The following is a 22,249-nucleotide window of genomic DNA, read 5'->3' as shown; positions in this document are numbered from 1 at the left end:
ATTCCGTGCAAGAAACTTGTGTCTATGAAATTGAATCTATTTGTGCAGTTTGACATAATTACTTTTTAGTAATTTTCGAATTAGAATCGATAGCTGATATATATATTAAATTTAAAATTTCGTAGTTTATCTGGAGATATATCGGAATTGATTCTTTGTCAAAATAGATTGTATGTAAAAAATAATCTTTTAGTATATTGATTTTCAGTATTAAATTGTTTAAATGTAAATTAATGTATAACTGTATAAATAATTCAATATGTCTGACGTTAAGCATAAATCATGGTGTAAAAAGATATATGGATGGTGGTTGAAGGCTAAAAATAAAAGTAAAGAGTCGAAATCATCGTCAGAACAAAATGAAAAAGCAGAATATGAGTATCAAAAGTTAACACCCTACACCGAGGTTGATTTAAAGGAAAGTAAAAGAGCTTTTGATTATGTTTTTCAACATGACGATGTTAGAAATATTGCAATTTCAGGCGCATATGGTTCAGGTAAAAGCAGCCTGATTGAATCATATAAAAAGTATCTTCAAACTACAAATACGAATAGAAAGCTGGGTAGAAAATTTCTGCACATATCACTGGCTCATTTTCGTACAGAAAATAATTATTTATCTGCAGTTTTGAACGAAGAAGCAAATTCCCAAAATGAAAATAATGAATTATCACTCCTCGAAGCTAAAATTCTGAATCAGCTTATTCATCAGATTTCGTCAGAACAAATACCACAAAGCAATTTTGCTGTTAAAAGAATTACTAGTATAAGAGATTTATTGGCAATTACAGTAAGCAGTATTATTTTCTTGCTCTTTATGCTGGATATTATATTTTCTGCAACATGGAAAGAATTTGTTTTGTCCCTGGAATATAGTGGCTTAAAAGAGTTATTACTGGGATTTACAACTAAGATATTTCTTCTGAGCAGTGCTATCTGGAGTATGGGTCTGTTTGCAATATTTCTTTACTATATTATTAAGATTCAGAAGTATAAAAATATATTCAGAAAACTTAAATTTCAGGGCAATGAAATAGAAATTGTTACAGAGTCCAGTGATTCTTTTTTTGATAAGTATTTAAATGAAGTTATCTATATTTTTGTTAATGCTAATGTAGATGTAATTGTTTTTGAGGATATTGACCGGTTTGAGAACGTATTTATCTTTGAACGATTACGGGAAATCAATTTGCTGGCAAATAATCAATTAAAAGAGTATCAAAAAAAGAAAGCAAAAATATTAAGGTTTTTCTATTTGTTACGTGATGATATATTTTGCACCAAAGACAGAACAAAATTTTTTGATTTCATTATTCCAGTAGTTCCTGTAGTTGATGGTTCAAATTCCTATGATCAACTAATAACATTTTTAAAAACCTATATAGATGGAAATAAAATAGAGAAGGGATTTTTAGAAGGGATATCGTTATATATTGATGATATGAGATTACTAAAAAATATCTGTAATGAGTTTCATATGTATTATTCAAATATAAATAATACTGAGCTAAATGCTAATAAAATGTTTGCATTGATTGTATATAAAAATTTATTTCCATTAGATTTTTCTTACTTGCAAATTAATCAGGGATATGTTTATTTATTATTGAATAATAAACTTATAGTTATTCAAGCCAGAGTGAGTAAGCTTAAAAAAAATATTCAAGATATAAGAAAAACATGTAAAAACGAGATTAAAAAACTATATACAGATTTGCAAAATATTAATACTGATGATGAAAATGATGTAAATATAGAAGAGGAAAAAAAGCAAAAAGAAAAGGAAATAAATAAATTCTATGAAGACAAAATAAAATTATTGCAAATGGAAATTACAAACTATCAGAATAGAGAATTTTCATTTAAATCTGAGAAACTGAAAGATTATATTCATGGTGATTTTTTAGATATAAATAAATTTTTTAATAAATATGCTAAATATACTAATGATATAGGTAAAGAAAATAACTTTGAAGACATTAAAGATAGTCCGTATTTTGCATTATTAAAATATTTAATTCGTAATGGCTATATTGATGAAACTTATGCTGATTATATGACTTATTTTTATCCTAATAGTTTAACTATAGCTGATAAAACTTATCTGCGTAGTATTATGGATGAAATCAAGAAAGAGTATGAATATAAACTGAATAATCCTAAATTAGTTATTGGGAAACTCAAACATCAGATAAGTTATTTTTCAAAGCCAGAGATATTGAATGTTGATTTAGTTAATTATCTATTAACTTATTCAGGAAATTATACAAAAGAATTAAAAGCTATCTTATGTCAATTCTCAACGGTAGAAAATATAAAATTTATTAATGTATTCTGGCCTGCATCAAGCAAAGAAAATTTACAAAAATTTGTAAATTTAGTAAATGAATATTTACCAGAATTTTTTAAGATTGCTGTAAATAGTACAATAGATCTAAATCATATACTAAAAGATTTTTCTTTAATAACTTTATATTGCTTATCTCCAGAAATTATTATAAAAATTAATGAATATGATAATTGTCTAAGTAATTATATTGCCAATAGCAGTGATTATTTAAATATAGCAGCTCCTGATGTAGAACAATTAGTAAAACAATTTTTATTTCTTAAAATTAAATTTGCACAAATCAAATATGAAACTGCAAATAAAGACTTGTTCAATGAAGTTTATAATAACTCATTATACAAGCTGAATTTTGCTAATATTAAATTAATGTTATCTACACAATATTCTATTGTAGATGAGCAGGATATTATTCATAGAAATTATAGCTGTGTTCAAAATAAACCTGATTCTCCATTGGCAGCTTATATTGCCCAAAATATAGATGTTTACCTGCATCTGATCTTGGCCAATTGTAAACAGAAAATATCTGATAACGAAACTGAAGTGCTGTATTTGTTAAATCATGACGATATTTCTCAGGAGCATAAGCTGGAGTATATAAAATATTTACAAACCCCCATTACCAGCTTAGATAAGGTTGAGAATACTGAGTTATGGCAAAATTTACTGTGTCCGGGTAAACTTGCTTATAACGAAGAAAATATTCTTTGTTATTTCCAGCATATCAAAGAAACGGATGAATCTGTAGATGAAAATTTGATTGAATTTATTAATAGTAATGAAACACGATTAGATTTTAAAGATGAAGATGAGGAGGTAAGAGATGAATTCTTTGATGTAATAATCATTAATCAAAAAATAAATAATTATAAATACAAAGAAATATTATCAACTTTAGGTTTTCATTATGAAGAATTTGATATTGAAAATATAGCTATAAATAAGTTTAAAATTTTAGTTGACAATAAAATAATTCGTTTAGACTACGATAAATATAAAAAAGAAAGTAGATCTACTTTGGATTTTATTAGATTGAATTATGATAACGAAGCGATTTTATATTTTATCCAAAAAAATCTCACAGATTATCTTGATTTAATAGAAGAAGATAATGAATTATTTGATTATGAAGAAGCATTAAGCCTGATTAATAAACCAGTTGATGACGATAGTGCTATCAGGTTACTGAAATGTACTGATAACCCGGTATCTATTTATGAGCAAAATTTTTCACCGGCAGTAATGGTATATGTTCTGGAGTATAATTTTGATACTAATGATTTAACTGGGCTGATTAATAATTATCAGAGTTATGAAGCTGATATTCAGAATCTTATTGTCAAACAGGTAAATAATAATATTGATTTTGTTTCAATTGAGAGAAGCCCACAGGCATTGAAATTTATAAGAGCTCATTGCGATGGAGAAATTGCTTTAAAATATCTACAGACACATATTGCAGACTATCTTAATTTAATATCTGAAGAAACCGAATTGTTTAATTTTGGGGAAGCACTGCAGCTTCTTGGATTAGAACTTAGTGATGATGATGCAATTAACTTGTTGAGCTATACTAACGAACCAGTTTCGGTTATTAAATATTCTTTTTCATCTAAGATAATGGCATATGTACTGGAGTATAACTTTAATAAAGATGATTTAGTGAATTTAATCAAAGACTATGATAAACATGATGAAGATATTCAGAGTCTTATCGTAGAACAGTCAATTAAAAATTGTGAATTGATTGTAATAAAACAAAAAACAGATATTGCAGATAATCTTTTGAATAAATTGTTTATTTCTGAAAAGCTAGGAGAGAATAAAAAAATTGATTTATTTATTCAGGCTTTACCCTATAAATATATGCATGTATCAGAGCGAAGGCAGGCATTAAAGAGTATGCAATTAGACGAATTTAATAAAATATGGAATCGTGGTACGCCAAAGATTAAATGTTGTGAAGATTATAGTCGTCTGTTGTTAGCACTAAAAGAACAAGGTTTAATACAGGATTTCTGTGTAGATAATAAACAAGAGAAATATTATCGAATTACTAAAAGAAATGGCTGAAAGTATGTTGGTTGAACAATTTCAAACTAGTTAGTTAATTTTATTGCCATAATACCTATAGCATAGATGCCGATAGCTATAATGCTGATACAAGTACCACAGGAAATGGGTTTAACGGAGTAACCGGTACCCAGATAGTGGGTTTCAAGAACAATGATATTGGCTGCCGGAGGAAGCAGGCAAAATAAGTAAAGTGCGGCACTATTTTCCAGAATAAGGTTCTGCCGGCACAGACAGGCAAGGCCAAGCAGGGCGGAGAGGATGCAGAAATAAGCCGCAGCTTTTTTCAGGAAGGTCTGAATGGTGTTTCTGATGTCGGTCAGTGTAATTCTGCTTTTAGCCAGCCACATACCAAGAATAGCCATGCCAAGAAAGCTCATCAGAAATTTAGCGAGGGAATAAATTATATCCAGCTCGCGGATTTGTTTACCTAGTGGTAACAGTAAGCAGCCAATAATAAGGGCAATGACGGGAGGCATTTGAATCAGTTTTCTGATATTGAACCGGACGCCGGTAAGCAGCCATGCCCCAAGTGAGTTACCGACAATAGAACTGCCGATATAGGCAGATATAAATATTGCTGCAGCCTGATTACCAAAGAGTGAGGCTGCTACGGGAAGACCGAGCCAGCCAATATTCAGATAGCTGAAACACAGGGTGCTTACCGGATTGATCCGGAGAAATTTACCGGTAAGCAGCATTATGCTCATAACGACAATAGTGGTAATTAATACCGCGCCCATATTGCTGAAATTGGTCGCTATATTATAGATAATTACGACAGGGATAATAAATTTTGTCAGTAGCAGAGACAAAAGAGGTTTTGTATCCCGGGTTAATTTGCCGGCGATCAGACCACAGAGCAGGTAAATCAAGGGTAGAAACAGGGTCATGCCGGCTCCCTGAGCATTGCATCGGTTTGTGATAGTTCATTGTAGCTTATCTTTTTTCAGATCATTAGTCATCTGCATTTATTCGATAAGGTATTTATATATTTACAATACGTTTAATCATTTTTATCCGTGTCTGATAAATTTTTGGTATTTGAGTTTTTTCTAGAGCCAGATAATCAGCGTTACTGGTGCAGCCGTGGAATGGAGAGATAAATTCAGCAATCATTTATCACTATTTTGATATCTGTTATGTGTTTTATTGCTTTTGGTCAGGTGTAAAGATTTCTGTTTATCGGCAGTTGTGCTATGTGGTTTTTGTTAGTGTGTTGCAACGCTACCGGTAAGATTTTACTGGTAGCGTTTTGTATGGGGATGGCTGGGTTAGCGTGCGCCGAAGCCGGTGAGCATGGTTTTGAGGGTTTTGAAGAATATGAGTATATCGAGTGAGAAGGAAAAATGTTTGATGTAGTAAAAATCATGTTCGATTTTTATCTGGGTTTGTTCGGTGTCGGCAGCGTAGCCCTGAGTAACTTGCGCCCAGCCGGAAATACCGGGTTTGACAATGTGGCGGTAGTCATAAAAGGGAATTTCCTGAATAAACTGGTCGACAAATACTTTTTGCTCGGGGCGGGGACCAATCAGGCTCATGTCACCTTTCAGGATGTTCCAGAACTGCGGCAGTTCGTCGATGCGGGTTTTGCGGATGATGTGTCCGATACGGGTGACGCGGGCATCCCCAAGTTGCGCCATGCGGGCACCGTTTTTCTCTGAATCGCTGCACATGCTGCGAAATTTATAAATACAAAATTCTTTGCCGCTGCGTCCTACACGGTTTTGCCGGAACAGGATATTACCCGGGCTTTCAAGTTTGATGGCAATGGCAGTAATAAGCATTACCGGCAGGGTAACAGGGGCGGATAGCAGGATAAGAACGATGTCGAATACGCGTTTAATTAATACATAGGTTGGTGAAGGCAGCAAAGAACCGAGATCATTTTCATATAGGTGATGAATTTTAACCCGTCCGGTAAGAAATTCTTCTACCTGACGAATATTGTAGACAGGCATGCCATTGAGGGTTTGCCGAGCAAGAAATTTCTGCCAGTGGTTGTCGAGCTCAGGTTCGTGCAGGTCGGCAACAATGCCGTTAATGACAGAGCTCTCAGGCAGGCAGGGGCTGGTTAATTTTATCCAGTTGACATTGGGAAGCTGGTCGGCGTTGCTGGCACGTCCGTAGGGTAGGTATGCGTAGGTTGTTATGAATTTGTTGCGGTAATAGATATAAGAAATACACAGAAACAGGGACAGACAGCCTGCCATGAATAAAAACCATACGGTATAGGGCAGGTTAAAGAATTTGGCCGTCATCCACATGCCGAAAAACCAGAAGAAAGCATGCGGCAGAGCAATCACTGCGGATTTTCTGCCGGGAAAGTTGCTGAATACGGATAAAGATTTGGTTGTCAGAATATGGGCAATACCGGCAAGAATTATGCTGGTGATGAAAGCAGCACGTCCCTGAGCAAAGCCTTTAATAGGCTCCATGATGGCCAGTGGCAGTAGCATTACCAGCAGGGTTCCGAAGAAAAGACGGCTTTTATAGGACAGTAAACTTCGCATAATTGTTTTTTATTTGTTCAGGCGCAAATGTTGGTAGAGGTTGCCCAGCAAGCTGGTCGGCAGCAGACGGCTGCTGCCGCGCAGGGCAAAACAGCTTAGTGCCGGCAGCAATGGCTGGCTTTTGAGGCGGTGTTTTAGACGCAGCAGCTGCCATTCGCTGCGAAGGTAGCGCAGACCGCGCCGGCGGGCATGCATGTTGTGACCGGCACGGGCATACACGAGGGTTTCCGGCAGGTTTGCTGCCTGATAGCCGGCCGCCAGCAGGCGCAGCCACAGGTTGTAATCTTCCATCCACTGGTGATGCTGATAGCCGCCTACTGCCTGTACCGCACTTTTGCGGTAGGCCGCAGCCATGTGATTAATCGGGTTGCGCCACTGAGCATAATGGCGGATGGCACTGTCTGTAAGAGGTACCTGCCTGACTGTGCCGCTTAGTTCCGGGGTTGTGCAGAATTCAGCTATCTGCCCGCTGAACAGGGCGATATCGGGGTTTTCCAGGATATATGCCCACTGGTATTCAAACCGTCCAGGTGCGCAGATGTCGTCAGTATCCATGCGCATGATCCATTCATGCCGGCAGTGTTCCAGTCCGGCATTAAGGGCATGTCCGAGACCGACATGCTGCGGCAAGGGGACGATTTTCAGAGGCAGCCGGGTCTGATAGCTGTTCAGTACGCTATGCAGTTCAGTACCTATGGCACCATCCAGTACCATGATGATTTCGTCGGCCTGTATGCTCTGCGTACACAGGCTTTCCAGACAGGCGCTGAGCCAGTCGGGTTGTTCCTGTGCATATAAGGAAAGCAGAACGGAAAAAGGGCGCGTTTTCATGGTTGTGGCAGTGATGGATGCCTATGCTAATGGTTTGTCAAGATTTGTTTATTATATCGCAACAATGCAGGCAGGTGCCTCCCGGATGACGGCGGGTGCAGGTTTATGCTGTTACATCAAAGATAGTTGCTGATTTTTTTACATTTATATCTATTTATACTGTGATGATGGCTGCTGGCTGTTTTGCTCAAATGAGGCCGGATCGGGCAGGTAGTGCTCGTAAAATGCACTTTGAGCAGCGTGCAGTTGTGCCAGTTCGGTGCTGTTGTTGCTGGTGCAGGTATCGTTGAGACAGACAAAACGGATTTCCGGGTGGTGATGCAGATAATGGATAGCGTTATTCAGCTCGGTGATGTTGCTGATGTTGCGCACGAAGCCGTCGTTGTGTTTTTGGGGTATGAATGCACCGCTGGCGAGTTGCCAGTAGCGATTGAGGTAGATGGTGAGGTCGTTACTGGCGCGGAAGCGGTTTGCGGTGCTGGCAAGTATTTCCGGTTCGAAGTGCTGATAAACCTGTTGCAGGGTACTGCGGGTGTAAGGCTGGGGCAGATGCCAGTGAGCAAACCAGAAATAATGGCGGTAAAGGTATTTGAGCAGGAAATTGCTGAATTTTTCACGCACACTGTAGCTATGGGCAAATAATTGCTGTTTATTCAGTGAGGCCGGCTGATACAGGCGGTTAATCAGGGCAATATTGTTATTCAGTGCATCTACCCAGCTGTTGCGGCCGCGCAGACGGCGAAACAGGCTGCCGCGCTTTAGCCAGCCATGACAGAGAAAGTCTACCGGTAGCCCGTGCTGAAACAGCCGCTCACGCGGGACAGGACGCAGAATAACGGTGTCGTCGTTAAGATAAACAAATTGTTCACTCAGGCCTTTAAGGTTAACCAAATTCATTTCGATAGCTGAGGAATTGAATACTGGCAGATTCTGCGGGTGGATAAACAGTTGCCGGTGGCTGACAATTTCTATTTTCGGATTACTGGTTTTCAGCCATGGCGGCTGCTGATCGGCGGTTATCAGGTAAATTTTGTGATACCACGGGCAGTTTTTTTCAATGGAGCGCAGTACATAACGCAGGGTGCCGAAATCCTGATAACGGTTATTACTGGTCGCGTCACTGTGTCCCTGATGTTGTGGCTGATAGTGGTTTTTTGCAGCCAGCCAGTCCGGATCGCTGTTGTCTACCCATGGCAAAACAAAATCAATCGGGGTATTGTCAGTACTGGTGTTCATCGGTTTTTCCGTTTGAGCAGCGCTATCAGTTTCTGGCTATTACGGGCGCCAAGTGTAGTACGCAGAGTGTTCAGGATTCTGCGTTTGAGCTGGTTGACGCCTTTACTGTCATTAAGCCATGTACCGTCGTAGTGATGGATGCAGACAGTATTAGCAGTACGGTTCAGTTCATGGGTATAGGCATTTTTGGCCATGAAGTAATCACTTGGATAAACGCAGACATAGCCGGGAATTTCCTGCCGCTGATCGTTAAGGATAATTCCATGCTTTTGGTATATTTGTTTAAATAACTGGTTGATGGTAATAAGCTGCTGCGGATTGAATTCAAGATTCTGATACTGTTGCCAGATATCATGCATAAGAATGCTTCCGGCTTCACAACCCATTACGCCAGCCTGAGGGTTACAGGTAAGCTCGCGGGTATAGGGATTCATACCTTGTTCGAAACCGGTGAAGCAGTGATGGTGCAGGAACGGGTCGAATGAGGCAATCATCTGTACATCGGTATCCAGATAGATGCCGCCATGCTGATAAAGTGCCTGAATACGGCAGACATCGGCTACAAAGGCATATTTTCCGGCAGCGTAGGCTGAACGGGTGTAAGCGTTAGCCTGATAGTCAAAATTGTGTTCGTTCCACAGCTGAATTTGGTAATCGGGCAGAAACTGGCGCCAGCTGGCAATATATTGTTGGGTGGCGGCAGGCAGTGGCTGAGGTCCGAACCAGCAATAGTGAATCAGTTTGGGTATCATTGGGCAGGCCGGCGATAAATCAGAATTAACAGGATGCCAAAGGGTATGGCGGTGCTCAGACCGGTAATAAAGCCAAGTTTAATCCAATCGATAAAGGTATGTACACTGATGCTGTTTACCGGATGCCAGCCAATAGTGAGGATAATGGCGATGGTAGCAAAAACTGTCAGCCACAGCAGATAGGCACGGGTGCAGGGCAGGGACAGAATGTGTTTGCTGGTGTAATGCACCATTTCACTGCTGCGGTAAAGAAATGATATCAGTGCTGCAAGTAAAATGCCGGCACTGCCCCATATCTGTATAAAACATACTGAGCAGGTAATGTTCAGAGCAGCTTCGATCAGTGCCTGTGGTTTGGTGTCTTTGTAGCGACCGGCTGCCATGATCATGGTCATACTCGGAATACGGCTGTTTTCAATAATGCCCACCAGTAAAAACAGGGCAGCCAGCACGGGCTGATGGTAGTTGGCATCGGTCATATTACGGGTATAAAGCTGAATAAAGGGTACCAGCAACAGGCCGGTGCATGTATAGACCCAGCCCAGAAAGCACATAAAGAGACGATTATAGCGGCAGAAATTCTGACGGGTGCGCTGGATATCTGTGGTAAGGCTATGACCGAAAATAGCCTGCATGCCTTGTGACAGTGATTGCAAGGCCATTTTGATGGCACCGAAAATCAACGCATAAACGGCGTAGATGCTGGCGTCTTTCAGTGACAGGAAAAAAGTAATCAGTACCAGCGGTGAGCTGAATATCAGCAGACCGGTTAGCTGATGGGTAAGGGCATCCCATGTTTGTTGCAGCTTATACGCGTTATGTTTGTCGTAATGCTGGTTCAGATTGTGATAGTGGTGTTTTACATAGTGACGGTACAACAGAAATTTACTCGCCTGTATCAGGGTAGAGATAAACTGAACAGTCAGAATACTATAGCCGTTACAGATCAGCCAGTAGCATACGACGATGTTAACGAAGATGCTGCCTGCCTGAATGGCGGAGATGATATAGGTTTTCTGGTCGGCAGTAAGTAAGGCACGGTAGCTGCCGAAAAAGAAAAAATCCAGAATATTCACGGCACCCATTATCAGTACCATGTAAAAGGTAAGGCTGGCACTGATTTCGGTGTGGGTAAGCCAGGCAAACAGGATAGCCAGTATCAGTAATGCGACGGCAAACAGCCCGCCGGAGATGCGGTAAAAGTGATGGGCGGCTGCAAGAATGCGGTTACGCAGCTGGTTATCCTGTGCTGTTAGCGCCTGATAAAGGGCTACGACGGCAGCTGCACCGATACCAGCCTCCAGTAAAGTCAGGTAGGCAATAAACTGTTTGATAGAGGCCAGCATACCGTTGGTTGCTGAACCATAGGTTACAACAATTAACGGCGGCAGGATGAATCCGCCCAGTGCAGTTATCAGTTGCAGTAGCAGATTAGCGGATATGTTTTTCAGGATAACTGCACGGGTACTCATGAATATTTAAGCGGATAGGTGCCGGCTTAATGACATTTACCACTACGCTGCATCCGGCCGTAACGACCGGTAATAGCGTTGATGTCCTGCATAGCTGAGTTGTCTACACCACTGAATACAACGCGCATTTTGGCAATGCTGGTAGCGGAACTGCTGGATGACTGGCTGTCACTGTCGCTGCTACCGCCCAATGTGGTGATAAAGGCGTCACTGAATCCCTGCATTTTGGCTCGCGCCATCAGACCTTCTGCATCTTCACGGCGGTTAAATACGCCAAGGCTGACTTTACCCTGATTAACACCGTAGTCAAATCCCTGTTCCTGCAGACGGGCACGTATACTGCTGTCATTACCGGAAGAGAGGGCAACCATGTAGCGGGTAGGAGCAGCTGTCTGACGGGTTTTGGCCGGAGCGCTGACCTGTTCTATAAAGCGGCTGGTGGTAAACGGCCAGTGAGTAAGCAGGCCTTTGATACGATGAAAATCGTCTTCCGGCAGGGTAACAGTGGCAGTACAGGTATTGGCCGGAGCAGCAGGCTGTTTGTCAGTGTTATCGGAAGCAGTAGTAGTAGCGGCAGTAGTTGTTTTGGGCGCAGCAGTAGTTTCTGTTTTGCTGGCAGCTTTAGCTGCTGTTGTATTGCTGCCGGCAACAGTTTCAGTTTCTGTTGCCTGTCGTACACTGATGTCCGGACTGGCGGGTGCAACAGCTTCTGTTTCAGGGCTGGCCGCACTGGCTGCAGCAGGTGCACCAGAATTACTATGTACCAGTTTCCCTGCTATCATGCTGCCAAAAACAATGATATTGAGTGCTACCAAAATTGCAAACAGCCATTTCATGCGTATTCAACCCAGTTTAGTAAACCGTAAATCACTAAATTATCCACAATTTCAATGCGGTTGTCTAAGACAAATGTATTAGGAAGTGCCTGAGCCACTTTATTGGCACCCCCGCCGGTAATAATAATGTCGACAGGTTTGCCGGCACCGATTTTCTGTTGCAGGCGCGCATGCATCAGCACAATAGCTCCGCAGACTGCGTCCATAATGCCGCTGGCCATTGCATTCGGGGTGGTGGTGGCAAAAGCGTATGGTTTACCCAGCGGCCGGTTAAGATTGGCGGTGCGTCGCGATAATGCCTCTTTCATTAAATAAAAACCCGGCAGGATACTGCCACCAAGATAATGGTTGGTGTCGGTAAGGGCATCTACTGTGACGGCTGTACCACAACTGACTACGACACAGGCCTGACGGCTGTAGCGCCGGCTGCCGATGAGATTAAACCAGCGGTCGGCACCATGTTCGGCCGGATTGCGGTAATGATTACAGATACCAAGTGCTTCCGGCATAGACGGCAGCCACTGCACTGGCAGTGGCAGAATACCGGCGATTTGCTGCTGGCGGGCTTCTCCGCAGACAGCACAGCCGATAATGCGCTGTACGCCGGCTCCTTGTCTGACCCAGTCCTGTATCAGGGGCTTCAGGTCGTAGTAGGCTGCTTTGCCATAAGCCTGTATGCAGCCGTTTTCTACCCATGCCCATTTGAGTTTGCTGTTGCCGGCATCCAGTAACAGGTAACGTTTTCTGTTATTGGCTTGTACCCGATTCTGTGCAGTCCCCGGACGCAGGCTGATTTCACCGGTGACGAAGCTGCGTTCTCCGACGGCAGTTTGCAGCAATAAAGCCCCCGATGCTGCAATCCCGTTAACGGTACCTTCGGCAATGGTCTTGCCGTTGGCTAAGAGATGGACTATTTGTCTCTGATCTCGATGTAGCTGGTTGTAATCATTAAGAAACGGATCTAGCCCGGTCTGGTCAAACAGAGGCATATATTGTGCTAGTTTGGCCAGAATACCCTGAAAAACCTGTGTTACCTGTGCATGTGGCAGAAGAGGCAGAATAGCTGCGGCTGTGCCTACCTGATCAGGCAGACTGAAATTGATGCCGATACCGATAACAGCAGTAGTCTGATTCTGTTGCGCTATGGTTTCAATTAGGATGCCGCCGAGTTTGTTTTTATCCAGCATCACATCATTCGGCCATTTAATTTGTGCCGCCACACCGAGCCCGCGTAAAGTTTGTGCGACAGCCAGCGCTACTACCAGCGCCAGACCGCCAAGCTCTGCCTGAGACCGCTTAAATGACCAGCTCAGGCTGAACATAAGGCAGTCACCGATGCGGTTTTGCCATGATTTGCCCTGACGTCCGCGTCCGGCAGTCTGCTCATAAGCCAGACAGATTTGCGGCGCTGTATTTACCGGTGCATAGCGCAATTGCTCCAGCAGGACGCTGTTGGTCGATGTGGTCTGCACCAGCAGCTGCGGATTGAATCCGTACTGACGGGCACTGGTATTGAAGATGTGTTCCGGTATTAATGCCAGAGTTTTAGTAAGCTGCCAGACACCATTACGCTGACGCAGCAGATTCTGGATATGGGCAGGCATATCCTGCCATGCTGCATTGAGCTGTGGTATTTTTTTATTCAGAATGCCTGCCAGTGTCTGGACTTCATGTGCCAGACCATCGGCAAGCAAGGCCAGTAACGGCCAAAACGGTGTGTTCATAAAATGGCATCACCAAGGGTGTCATTGGTTACAACAGGTTAAATTCAATTTGCTGTGTCTGACGGCTGCGCCGGATGCAGACAGGCTGTTAAAACGGCCGTGCAGTCACAACCGTTGTGAATATTATCGCATGGTTCGGTAAATGTATTTGGCTGTGCAGATTTATTCGACCACAATTTTGGGAAAACGCCGGCTATAGTCTTTGCCCTGATCTGCCAGCGCCTGCACCAGCTGCCATGCAGCCTGTTCATACAAGCCGGCTATTTGCGGCTGCTGCTCTGCCAGTATGCCGGCGGTACCGTTATCCATGGCCTCACGTACAGCCATTGTTAACGGTAGCTGACCCAGCAGGGGAACACCGAGTTTATCAGCAAGCTGTTTACCGCCATTCTGTCCGAAAATAGATTCGGTATGGCCGCAGTTAGAGCAGATATGCACCGACATGTTTTCAAGTACGCCAAAAATGGGAATATTGACTTTCTGGAACATATTGACTGCTTTGCGCGCATCAATCAGTGCTATATCCTGCGGTGTCGTCACTACAAGCGCACCGGTAACCGGAATTTTCTGTGCCAATGTTAGCTGGATATCGCCTGTACCGGGGGGTAAGTCGATAATCAGATAATCGACATCATCCCACTGGCTCTGAAACAGAAGCTGCTGTAAAGCCTGACTAACCATCGGGCCACGCCAGATAACTGCCTGATCAGTATCAACCAGAAAACCAACGGACATCACCTGAATTTCACCGGCAGCCATGACCGGAATCAGCTTATCTTGATGCTGACGCGGTTCAAGGCCGGCGACACCGAGCATGGTAGGCTGGCTGGGGCCGTAAATATCAGCATCAAGGACGCCGACACGGGCACCCATGCGGCTCAGGGCAATTGCCAGATTAGCACTGGTAGTCGATTTGCCCACACCGCCTTTACCTGAGGCAACCGCAATAATATTTTTGACGCCGGCAATGGTTTGCACACCGGGCTGCACTTTATGTTTGCCTATCGCCAGTTGTACCTGAACAAATAATGGTGTGTCACCGAATTCAGTGGTAATGGCCTGATCAATACGCTGTTGCAGTTCGTCAATCAGATGGGCAACCGGATAGGGAAAAGTAAGATCCAGATGAATGCCGTCACTGGCGACGGTAACATTACTCAGGGCTTTTTCACTGCCCAGTGTACGGTTACTGTCCGGAATAGATATTGTGTTAAGTAAGGCGGTAATGGATTGTGTGTTCATACAAATTAAGTCCGCAACTGTATTTCCGGCGCATATTTTACCCTATTTGGTCTGCAGCCAGTATTTGCTTAAGACGGTAGTGAATAATCAGGTTGGTGGCTGGGTGTTTTCAGATTCAGCAGAGCTGCCGGAGTCAGCTTTGCTGTGCTGCTGCCGGCTGCGGATCCAGAGTAAACGCAGACACAGAGGGGCAGGATAAAGTAACAGTATGGAAACAATGAGGTAATGCAGATTATGCCAGTCTATAACCAGCTGTCCGTGTGCAAGTGACCATAATGCCCATGACCATTGCCACCATGCAGGTAAACTAAACGCCAGTACAATCAGCAGCGCAGCTGTTCTGAGCAATGTCAGAGGCCATATCTGCTGTTGTTGTACTGCGCGGTTTAACTGTAGCAGTGTACGAAAAGCCAGGCTGAGAATGAATACCATACCGCCGTTGGCGATTACCTGTAACCAGCTAAAGGCAATGTCTGGTGATACCGGTAAACTATTGCGTGGTACTGGTGTCTGTTCCATTGAAATACTGGCAACAATATTCAGTATGAAACTGTAAATCAGATCCAGCCATAACAGTAATAGTGGCCAGGTGCGTTTCAAACGTTGAAACATGTTGTTTCGCTATCGAAATCAATAATACGACAGTGTACCCACTGCTACAGGCGACTGTAAATGGCTGGTAGCCGGATTATTTCGCTTATAAATGCTGAAACTGCTGTATAAAAAATAATTAATGATTGCAAAGTCGGGCAAATGTTGCCAGCAGAATAATGAAACGCTGGTGTGCTGCACTGCGGACTATCCGGTATTCATTTTCAGGTAATCAACAATTTTGTGTTTATTTGTGGTTTGGTTTACCAGCCAGAAATAATGACCAGTCAGGCATAAGCAAACTGAAAATCATATCAGGCAAATATGTTTCAAATTCAGCCTGAATAAAACAATTTTATTGTTATTTAATTTATTATGCTTTTAGTTTGTATATTTTTTATCTGGTTTTAATTAGTGTATTTTCTTTAGTTAAAAAAATAGCTATTTGAAAAATAATGATTTTTATTCTTATTTTATATGCTATAAGAGTAAAAATTAATTGAATTTAAATACGGGTAATTTAATCTAGTTGAATAATTGTAAAGATTATCAAACGGCATTATTTACTTTTTTGAGTTAGAATAAACACTCAAATTTATCTTATTCTTAATTTTTGACTGAATTTTTTATTTGTTTTCTGACCTTTAATAAGGTCTTTTTTATTTTATGCTTTTGAGAATAAACACAATGACAAGACGTTTGCCAGTTGTGATGAAAATAAGTGCGGTCTTAATCAGTACGACGATAGTTATTTCTCCTGTATATGCTTCCGGATATCATTTGGGCTTACAGTCGGTAACAGCTGTTGGAACCGGGAATGCTGCCGCTGCTGAAGCAGCCGATGCGGCAACAATTGTCAATAATCCTGCCGGACTGGTACATCTGGATGGCACCCAGCTAGAGACTAATCTGTTTGTGATTAAGCCCGATATTAAATACAGTAATGCGCGAGGTGTATTTTCAGATGGTTCCGCAGTACAGGGACCTGAGCATGGCAATATTGCCAATACTGCGCAACTGGTGCCGCAGCTGTATTTTTCCCATCGCCTGAACGACAGATGGGGTATGGGGCTTGGGGTATATATTCCGTATGCGGCCAGAACTAATGACAGTTCCGATTCGGTATTGCGTTATAACGTGAATAAAACCAATGTAAAAGCACTGAATATTAACCCGGCGATTGCTTATAAAATTAATGACAGGCATTCATTGGGTGTGGGGCTGATTGCGCAATACCTGCATGCAGAAGTACAGAAATATGCGGATTTTACTCCGGTGGGCAGTGCACAATCCGGAAGACCGTCGTCTGAATTACATCAGCAAGCTCCGGGCGCATTTGATGCACGCGCAACAGTCAAGGGTAATGACTGGGGCTATGGCTTTAATGCCGGCTGGTTATGGGACATTAATGATGATGTCCGGGTTGGTGTCAGCTATCGTTCGAAGATTAATCAGCATCTGCATGGTACTGCTCGCTGGAAACCTATGGGCAGATATGCAGAAAATTATGCTCCGCTGTTTGAGCAGTTCGGCTTTAAGGCTCTGGAAGGTGCGCAGGTACAGATTACTACGCCGGAAGTAGTATCCCTGCACGGTATGTGGCAAGTAAACCCGCAGTGGAATATATTCAGCAATGTAAGCTGGACACGTTCTTCACGTCTGCATGCTCTGGATATTAAATTTGAGAATGATAAGATAATTGATCCGGTACATGGTGCTACTTCGGATACCACTCATATTGCCACAAACTGGCGTGATACTTATGCGGTTGGTGTGGGCGCTTCTTATCAGCAGAATCCACGTTTACAGTGGCGTTTCGGTGTAAATTATGATCAGTCACCGGTACGCAGTGCTTCTTCGCGTCTGTCTACTATTCCTGATGGTAACCGCTGGCTGTTTGGTACCGGATTTAAGTATGATGTGGATAAAAAGAATACGGTAGCGGTATCGTATGCCTATCTGCATATTCAGCATACACACATGAGTCAGCAGGATGACGGGGCACATGTATCAAGCAATGTGCGTGGTGAGGCCGATTATCGTTCGAATGCGCATATTGCCGGTGTTTCGTATACTTACCGGTTCTGAAATCTGTCTGGATGGATGTTTGATGTCATCATTTGATTATTGTTTTTTTTTAAGCCATTGAGATTAATAAACTTTAACTAGAATAATGACATAAATTACAGATACTTTTCTTTGTTGTGTACTAATCTGTCGTATGATGGTTTAGCTGTTCCATTTTGGATAAAGCATTGTTAAACAAGGAGATGTATTATGAAGCATCAAGAAGGTTTACAAGATCCAAGAACCAAGTACTACCATCAGGATTTTTCTAAACAGCATCAGCCTGCACCGGGCTTGCAAAGCAGAATGGATCCGGTGCCGGATTGCGGTGAAAGAAGTTATGAAGGTCATGGTCGTTTGCGCGGCCGTAAAATTCTGGTAACTGGTGCCGATTCAGGTATTGGTCGTGCTGCTGCTATCGCTTATGCACGCGAAGGTGCCGATCTGGCCATTAATTATTTGCCTGCCGAAGAAGAGGATGCCAAACAGGTTGCCGCTCTGGCACAGGAAGCTGGCCGTAAAGTGGTGTGCATACCCGGTGATTTGAGTGATGAGCATTTTTGCAAACAGCTGGTTGAAAAAGCACGTACCGAGCTGGGCGGCCTGGATGGTCTGACTTTAGTGGCTGGTAAACAGACTGCGGTAGAGCGTTTCTGTGATATCAGCACCGAACAGTTGAAAAAGACTTTTGAAGTGAATATTTTTTCCCTGTTCTGGGTGATTCAGACTGCTATGCCGCATTTGCCTGCCGGTGCCACTATTGTGACGACCAGCTCTGTACAGGCATATCAGCCTAGCCCGAATCTGGTCGACTATGCCACTACTAAAGCCGGAATTGTGGCTTTTACTCAGGCGTTGGCCAAACAGGTTGCCGCCAAAGGTATCCGGGTTAATTCAGTGGCTCCTGGCCCAATCTGGACTGCATTGGAAATTACCGGTGGTCAGCCTCCTGAAGCTATTCCGAAATTCGGTCAGAGTGAATCAGTGCTTGGTCGTGCCGGACAACCTGCCGAACTTGCATCTACCTATGTTTTCTTAATGTCTGAAGAATCCAGCTATGTGACAGCACAGGTATACGGAGTAACTGGTGGTATTGTGCTGTAAGCCAGTACTTTAAACCGTAATCTGTATTAATCCGTACTGAAATTTTTTTCCGCTCTGATTGTTTATCAGCCGGAGAACTTAAATTCCGGTACGGATTTTTTGTTACTTACAAACGGATTTTCTGCTTTCTTCTGACCAGTCAGTATTTATTTGACAGGCTGTAGTCATCATTCTCAAAAGCCATCCGGTATGATTCTTGTATTTTGGTCAGAGGTATTACCCTGTATCTGTAAATAACTACTAATTGACTGTATTAGTATTGTAATAAATCAATTGCTTCAATATTGAAGTTCCGGACATTGCTTCTCTTTCAGGCAAACTATTTTATTCTCATAATTTTTGATACTAAGTAGTATTTATTTTATTGGTATATCCTGCTCCGATAATAAATGCGAATAATTATGTTTTACACGGATAACTAACTGATAAAATTATGGGTATGTTGCTGTAAAAATAAAAATAAATAGTGAAAATAAGTTAAATTATATAAATATTTTATAAATTAAATGGCTATTTCAGGCTCTTTTCAACAGTTTAATAGATGGTGAGAACCATTATTGTTATAAGATAATGTTTTTATTTAATAATTTGTTAAATAAAGAATATTTTATCAAATTATTATGAAAATTAGTCTTATTTAGATTAAAAATAGTTATTTAATTTAATGTTATGATAACCCTAAATGGTTGTATTGATGATTGGGCAGAATTTATTGCTTTGTTAATACAACTATTTAGAGGGGAGTCCGGTTGCGGGCTAGTAATAGTCTGCAACCCAAGACAGAAAAGATATTATTTTAGAATATTTTTCCCCGAATAAATGACTGCGCGATGTCAGTGCATCGCCTAATCTGCTGATGATACCGGCAACGATAAATTAATAAACAAAATTCTATGAATGACGTTCAGGCTATGACGGCAAATGAGTCAGGACGGTTTGTTGACGACTGTTTAGTGATTGAGCATGCCTGTCTGGACGGATTAGCAGAAGAGTTTTGAGCAAAAAGGAAACAGACATGGAAGGTAAAAAAGTTGTACTGGATTGTTTAAACCGGTTACTGGCAGGAGAGCTGGCCGCACGTGACCAGTATTTTGCGCATTCACGCATGTATGAAGATATGGGCTATATGAAGCTTTTTCAGCGTATAGACCATGAGATGCAGGAAGAAACCGATCATGCTCACCAGTTTATTCACCGTATTTTGATGCTCAATGGCAAACCGGAAATGGTACCGGATGCAATTAATGTCGGTACTGATGTGATTAGTATGCTTGAAAATGATCTGGCAACAGAGCTTTGTGTACGCCAGAATCTGAAAGATGCAATTAAGCTGTGTGAGCAGGAACAGGACTATGTCACCCGGCAGTTTCTGGTGACACAGCTGAAAGATACTGAAGAAGACCATGCCCACTGGTTGGAGCAACAGTTACGCCAGATTGAAATAATGGGTTTGCCGAATTATCTGCAAAGCCAGCTGTAAGGAGAAAGATATGCAGGGTGATCGTCTGGCCTTACAGGCATTGAATAAAAATCTGGGTCTGCTGCTGGTATCTATCAATCAGTATTTTTTACATGCACGGATATTACGTAACTGGGGTTTTGCCGAACTGGGTGAGGCATTATACAAACATTCGATTCGCGATATGAAAAGTGCGGATGCACTGATTGAACGCATTCTGCTGCTGGAAGGACTGCCTAATTTACAGGAATACGGCAAAATTCTGGTTGGCGAAAATATCATCGAAATTTTGCAATGTGACCAGCAGGCAGAACAGGCAAAACATGTGGCACTGGCTGATGCCATCGCAGTATGTGAAAACCAGCTGGATTTTGTGTCCCGTGATTTGCTTGAACAGCAAAAAGCAGTAAATGAAGAATATCTGGACTGGCTGGGAACACAGCTAGACCTGATTGACGAAGTTGGTCTGGCTAATTATGCCCAGACCGCAGCGCAGGCAGACTGATACTTGCCTGAATGAAAAAACAACACGTTTGCGAACGTGTTGTTTTTTCAGCCGGAGAAATGATTAATTTCTAAGCAGCAGCTTCACTGATAACAGGTTGGTTATCCGTCTGGTTAAACCATGCCAGTTGCTCCCGCAACTGTACTACTTCACCGATAACCATCAGAGCCGGTGTATCAGCCTGCTGAGCCAGATCGGCAAGCTGATGCAACCTGCCGGTTAAGACACTCTGGCTGGACAGCGTACCATGAGAGATAATCGCAACCGGTGTATCGGCGGCACGTCCGTGGTTAATGAGTTGTCTGCTGATTTCAGCCGCTTTCAGCGTACCCATGTAAATGACCAGTGTCTGCCGGTTACGGGCGAGTGTCTGCCAGCCATAAGGCTGGTCGGCCAGCTGCTGATGGCCGGTAATAAATAATACACTCTGAGCATAATCACGATGGGTTAGCGGAATACCGGCATAGGCAGTTGCTCCCAGACCGGCACTGATACCCGGAATAATCCGAAACGGAATCTCAGCAGCCTGCAATATGGCACATTCTTCTCCGCCACGACCGAATATAAACGGATCACCGCCTTTCAGACGCACAACACGTTTTCCCTGCTGCGCCCACTGTACCAGTAATTCATTGGTTTGCTGTTGCTGTACCTGATGGTGTCCGCAACGTTTGCCTACACTGATTTTTAATGCATCACGTCTGACCAGATCCAGTACTTCTGCTGAAACCAGTGCATCATATAACACCACATCTGCTGCCTGTATCGCCTGTAAAGCATGCAGGGTCAGCAGGCCGGCATCGCCCGGGCCGGCTCCGACCAGAGTAACTTCGCCCTGTGGCAAAGGCTGATGCTGTGTCAGTTGTTGTTGCAGCAGTGTTTCTGCTGCTGATTCATTGCCACGGGCAATATACTGGTTAAAACGGCTGTGTTCAAACAGATATTCCCAGAAACGCCTGCGTTCGCTCATGTTGTGCAGCGTGGCTTTGACTCGTTTGCGCCAGCGTCCGGCTATCGCCGCTGCCCGTCCGATAGAAAAGGGCAGTAATAATTCAATTTGCTGACGAATCAGCCGAGCCAGCACAGGTGCATGACCGCCGCTGCTTACCGCTACCTGTATCGGATTGCGGTCAATCAGTGCCGGGACAATAAATGAGCAGCAATCAGGTTGGTCTACGCAGTTGCAGAAAGTGGCTGCTGCTTCGGCTGCCTGAAAAATACGCCGGTTAAGCGCATGATCGCTGGTTGCGGCAATCACCAGAAAAATACCGTTTAATAAATCAGGGTTGAATTCGGTACTTATATGTTCAGCCTGTTGCCGGTCAAACCATTCTTTAAATCTGGCTGTAGTCTGCTGTGCGACGACCAGCAGATGCGCACCAGCCTCTAATAAAGCACCGGCTTTGCGTTCGGCTACGTGGCCGCCACCCACCAGTAATACCTTACGCTGGTGTAGTTGGGTAAAAATCGGGTAGTGATTCATGCTGACTTGTC

General features: G+C 42.7%; 16 protein-coding genes. 5 read left to right on the top strand and 11 right to left on the bottom strand.

The annotated features are described in order from the left end of the window. The first annotated feature begins 259 nt into the window (after positions 1-259). Positions 260-4,423 (top strand): hypothetical protein, encoded by a 4,164-nt coding sequence (locus GY065_RS12390; RefSeq protein WP_174834334.1) that lies wholly within the window; start codon positions 260-262, stop codon positions 4,421-4,423. Positions 4,424-4,449: 26 nt separating this feature from the next. Here the strand turns inward: GY065_RS12390 and GY065_RS12385 are convergent, their stop codons facing one another. The 10 genes from GY065_RS12385 to GY065_RS12340 form a co-directional block, all read right to left on the bottom strand. Continuing rightward, a complete protein-coding gene (locus GY065_RS12385; protein ID WP_174834332.1) occupies positions 4,450-5,316 on the bottom strand; it encodes a permease in 867 nt (288 codons plus the stop codon). A gap of 381 nt (positions 5,317-5,697) precedes the next feature. Next, the gene (locus GY065_RS12380; protein ID WP_078475218.1) at positions 5,698-6,936 is read right to left on the bottom strand and encodes a sugar transferase; all 1,239 of its coding nucleotides are present in this window, start codon (positions 6,934-6,936) and stop codon (positions 5,698-5,700) included. Positions 6,937-6,945: 9 nt separating this feature from the next. Further along, entirely contained in the window at positions 6,946-7,767 is an 822-nt protein-coding gene (locus GY065_RS12375; protein ID WP_174834330.1) for a glycosyltransferase, read from the bottom strand. 150 nt (positions 7,768-7,917) lie between these two features. After that, positions 7,918-9,003, bottom strand: coding sequence for a stealth family protein (locus GY065_RS12370; RefSeq protein WP_174834328.1), 1,086 nt, complete (start codon positions 9,001-9,003; stop codon positions 7,918-7,920). Then, positions 9,000-9,755, bottom strand: a complete 756-nt coding sequence (locus GY065_RS12365) for a glycosyltransferase family 32 protein (protein ID WP_174834327.1) — start codon at positions 9,753-9,755, stop codon at positions 9,000-9,002. Before GY065_RS12365 ends, GY065_RS12370 begins: the two co-directional genes overlap by 4 nt. Continuing rightward, entirely contained in the window at positions 9,752-11,227 is a 1,476-nt protein-coding gene (locus GY065_RS12360) for a lipopolysaccharide biosynthesis protein (protein WP_174834325.1), read from the bottom strand. Before GY065_RS12360 ends, GY065_RS12365 begins: the two co-directional genes overlap by 4 nt. Before the next feature lie 26 nt (positions 11,228-11,253). Beyond that, positions 11,254-12,063 (bottom strand): hypothetical protein, encoded by an 810-nt coding sequence (locus GY065_RS12355; protein WP_174834323.1) that lies wholly within the window; start codon positions 12,061-12,063, stop codon positions 11,254-11,256. After that, positions 12,060-13,787, bottom strand: a complete 1,728-nt coding sequence (locus GY065_RS12350) for a biotin--[acetyl-CoA-carboxylase] ligase (RefSeq protein WP_174834321.1) — start codon at positions 13,785-13,787, stop codon at positions 12,060-12,062. Before GY065_RS12350 ends, GY065_RS12355 begins: the two co-directional genes overlap by 4 nt. 162 nt (positions 13,788-13,949) lie before the next feature. Beyond that, positions 13,950-15,029, bottom strand: coding sequence for an iron-sulfur cluster carrier protein ApbC (gene apbC / locus GY065_RS12345; protein WP_174834319.1), 1,080 nt, complete (start codon positions 15,027-15,029; stop codon positions 13,950-13,952). A gap of 87 nt (positions 15,030-15,116) precedes the next feature. Then, positions 15,117-15,641: a hypothetical protein gene (locus tag GY065_RS12340; RefSeq protein WP_025331761.1), complete on the bottom strand. Its 525-nt coding sequence runs from the start codon at positions 15,639-15,641 to the stop codon at positions 15,117-15,119. A gap of 666 nt (positions 15,642-16,307) precedes the next feature. Here GY065_RS12340 and GY065_RS12335 point away from each other — a divergent pair. The 4 genes from GY065_RS12335 to bfr (GY065_RS12320) all read left to right on the top strand — a co-directional run bounded on the left by GY065_RS12335 (position 16,308) and on the right by bfr (GY065_RS12320) (position 20,755). Further along, positions 16,308-17,708 carry an OmpP1/FadL family transporter gene (locus tag GY065_RS12335; RefSeq protein ID WP_174834317.1) on the top strand — a complete coding sequence of 467 codons (1,401 nt, stop codon included), beginning with the start codon at positions 16,308-16,310 and terminating at the stop codon, positions 17,706-17,708. A gap of 189 nt (positions 17,709-17,897) precedes the next feature. Continuing rightward, positions 17,898-18,791, top strand: coding sequence for an SDR family oxidoreductase (locus GY065_RS12330; protein ID WP_084548596.1), 894 nt, complete (start codon positions 17,898-17,900; stop codon positions 18,789-18,791). 1,015 nt (positions 18,792-19,806) lie between these two features. Next, positions 19,807-20,271, top strand: coding sequence for a bacterioferritin (gene bfr / locus GY065_RS12325; protein WP_025331758.1), 465 nt, complete (start codon positions 19,807-19,809; stop codon positions 20,269-20,271). A gap of 10 nt (positions 20,272-20,281) precedes the next feature. Next, the gene (gene bfr / locus GY065_RS12320; RefSeq protein WP_174834315.1) at positions 20,282-20,755 is read left to right on the top strand and encodes a bacterioferritin; all 474 of its coding nucleotides are present in this window, start codon (positions 20,282-20,284) and stop codon (positions 20,753-20,755) included. Between the two features lie 70 nt (positions 20,756-20,825). Here the strand turns inward: bfr (GY065_RS12320) and cysG are convergent, their stop codons facing one another. After that, positions 20,826-22,238 carry a siroheme synthase CysG gene (cysG, locus tag GY065_RS12315; protein ID WP_174834314.1) on the bottom strand — a complete coding sequence of 471 codons (1,413 nt, stop codon included), beginning with the start codon at positions 22,236-22,238 and terminating at the stop codon, positions 20,826-20,828. Positions 22,239-22,249: the final 11 nt, after the last annotated feature.

Source organism: Snodgrassella sp. ESL0323 (assembly GCF_013346865.1).
GTDB lineage: Bacteria > Pseudomonadota > Gammaproteobacteria > Burkholderiales > Neisseriaceae > Snodgrassella > Snodgrassella alvi.
The sequence above is the reverse complement of the archived record's forward strand: the minus strand, read 5'-3'. Positions and strand labels throughout refer to the sequence as shown.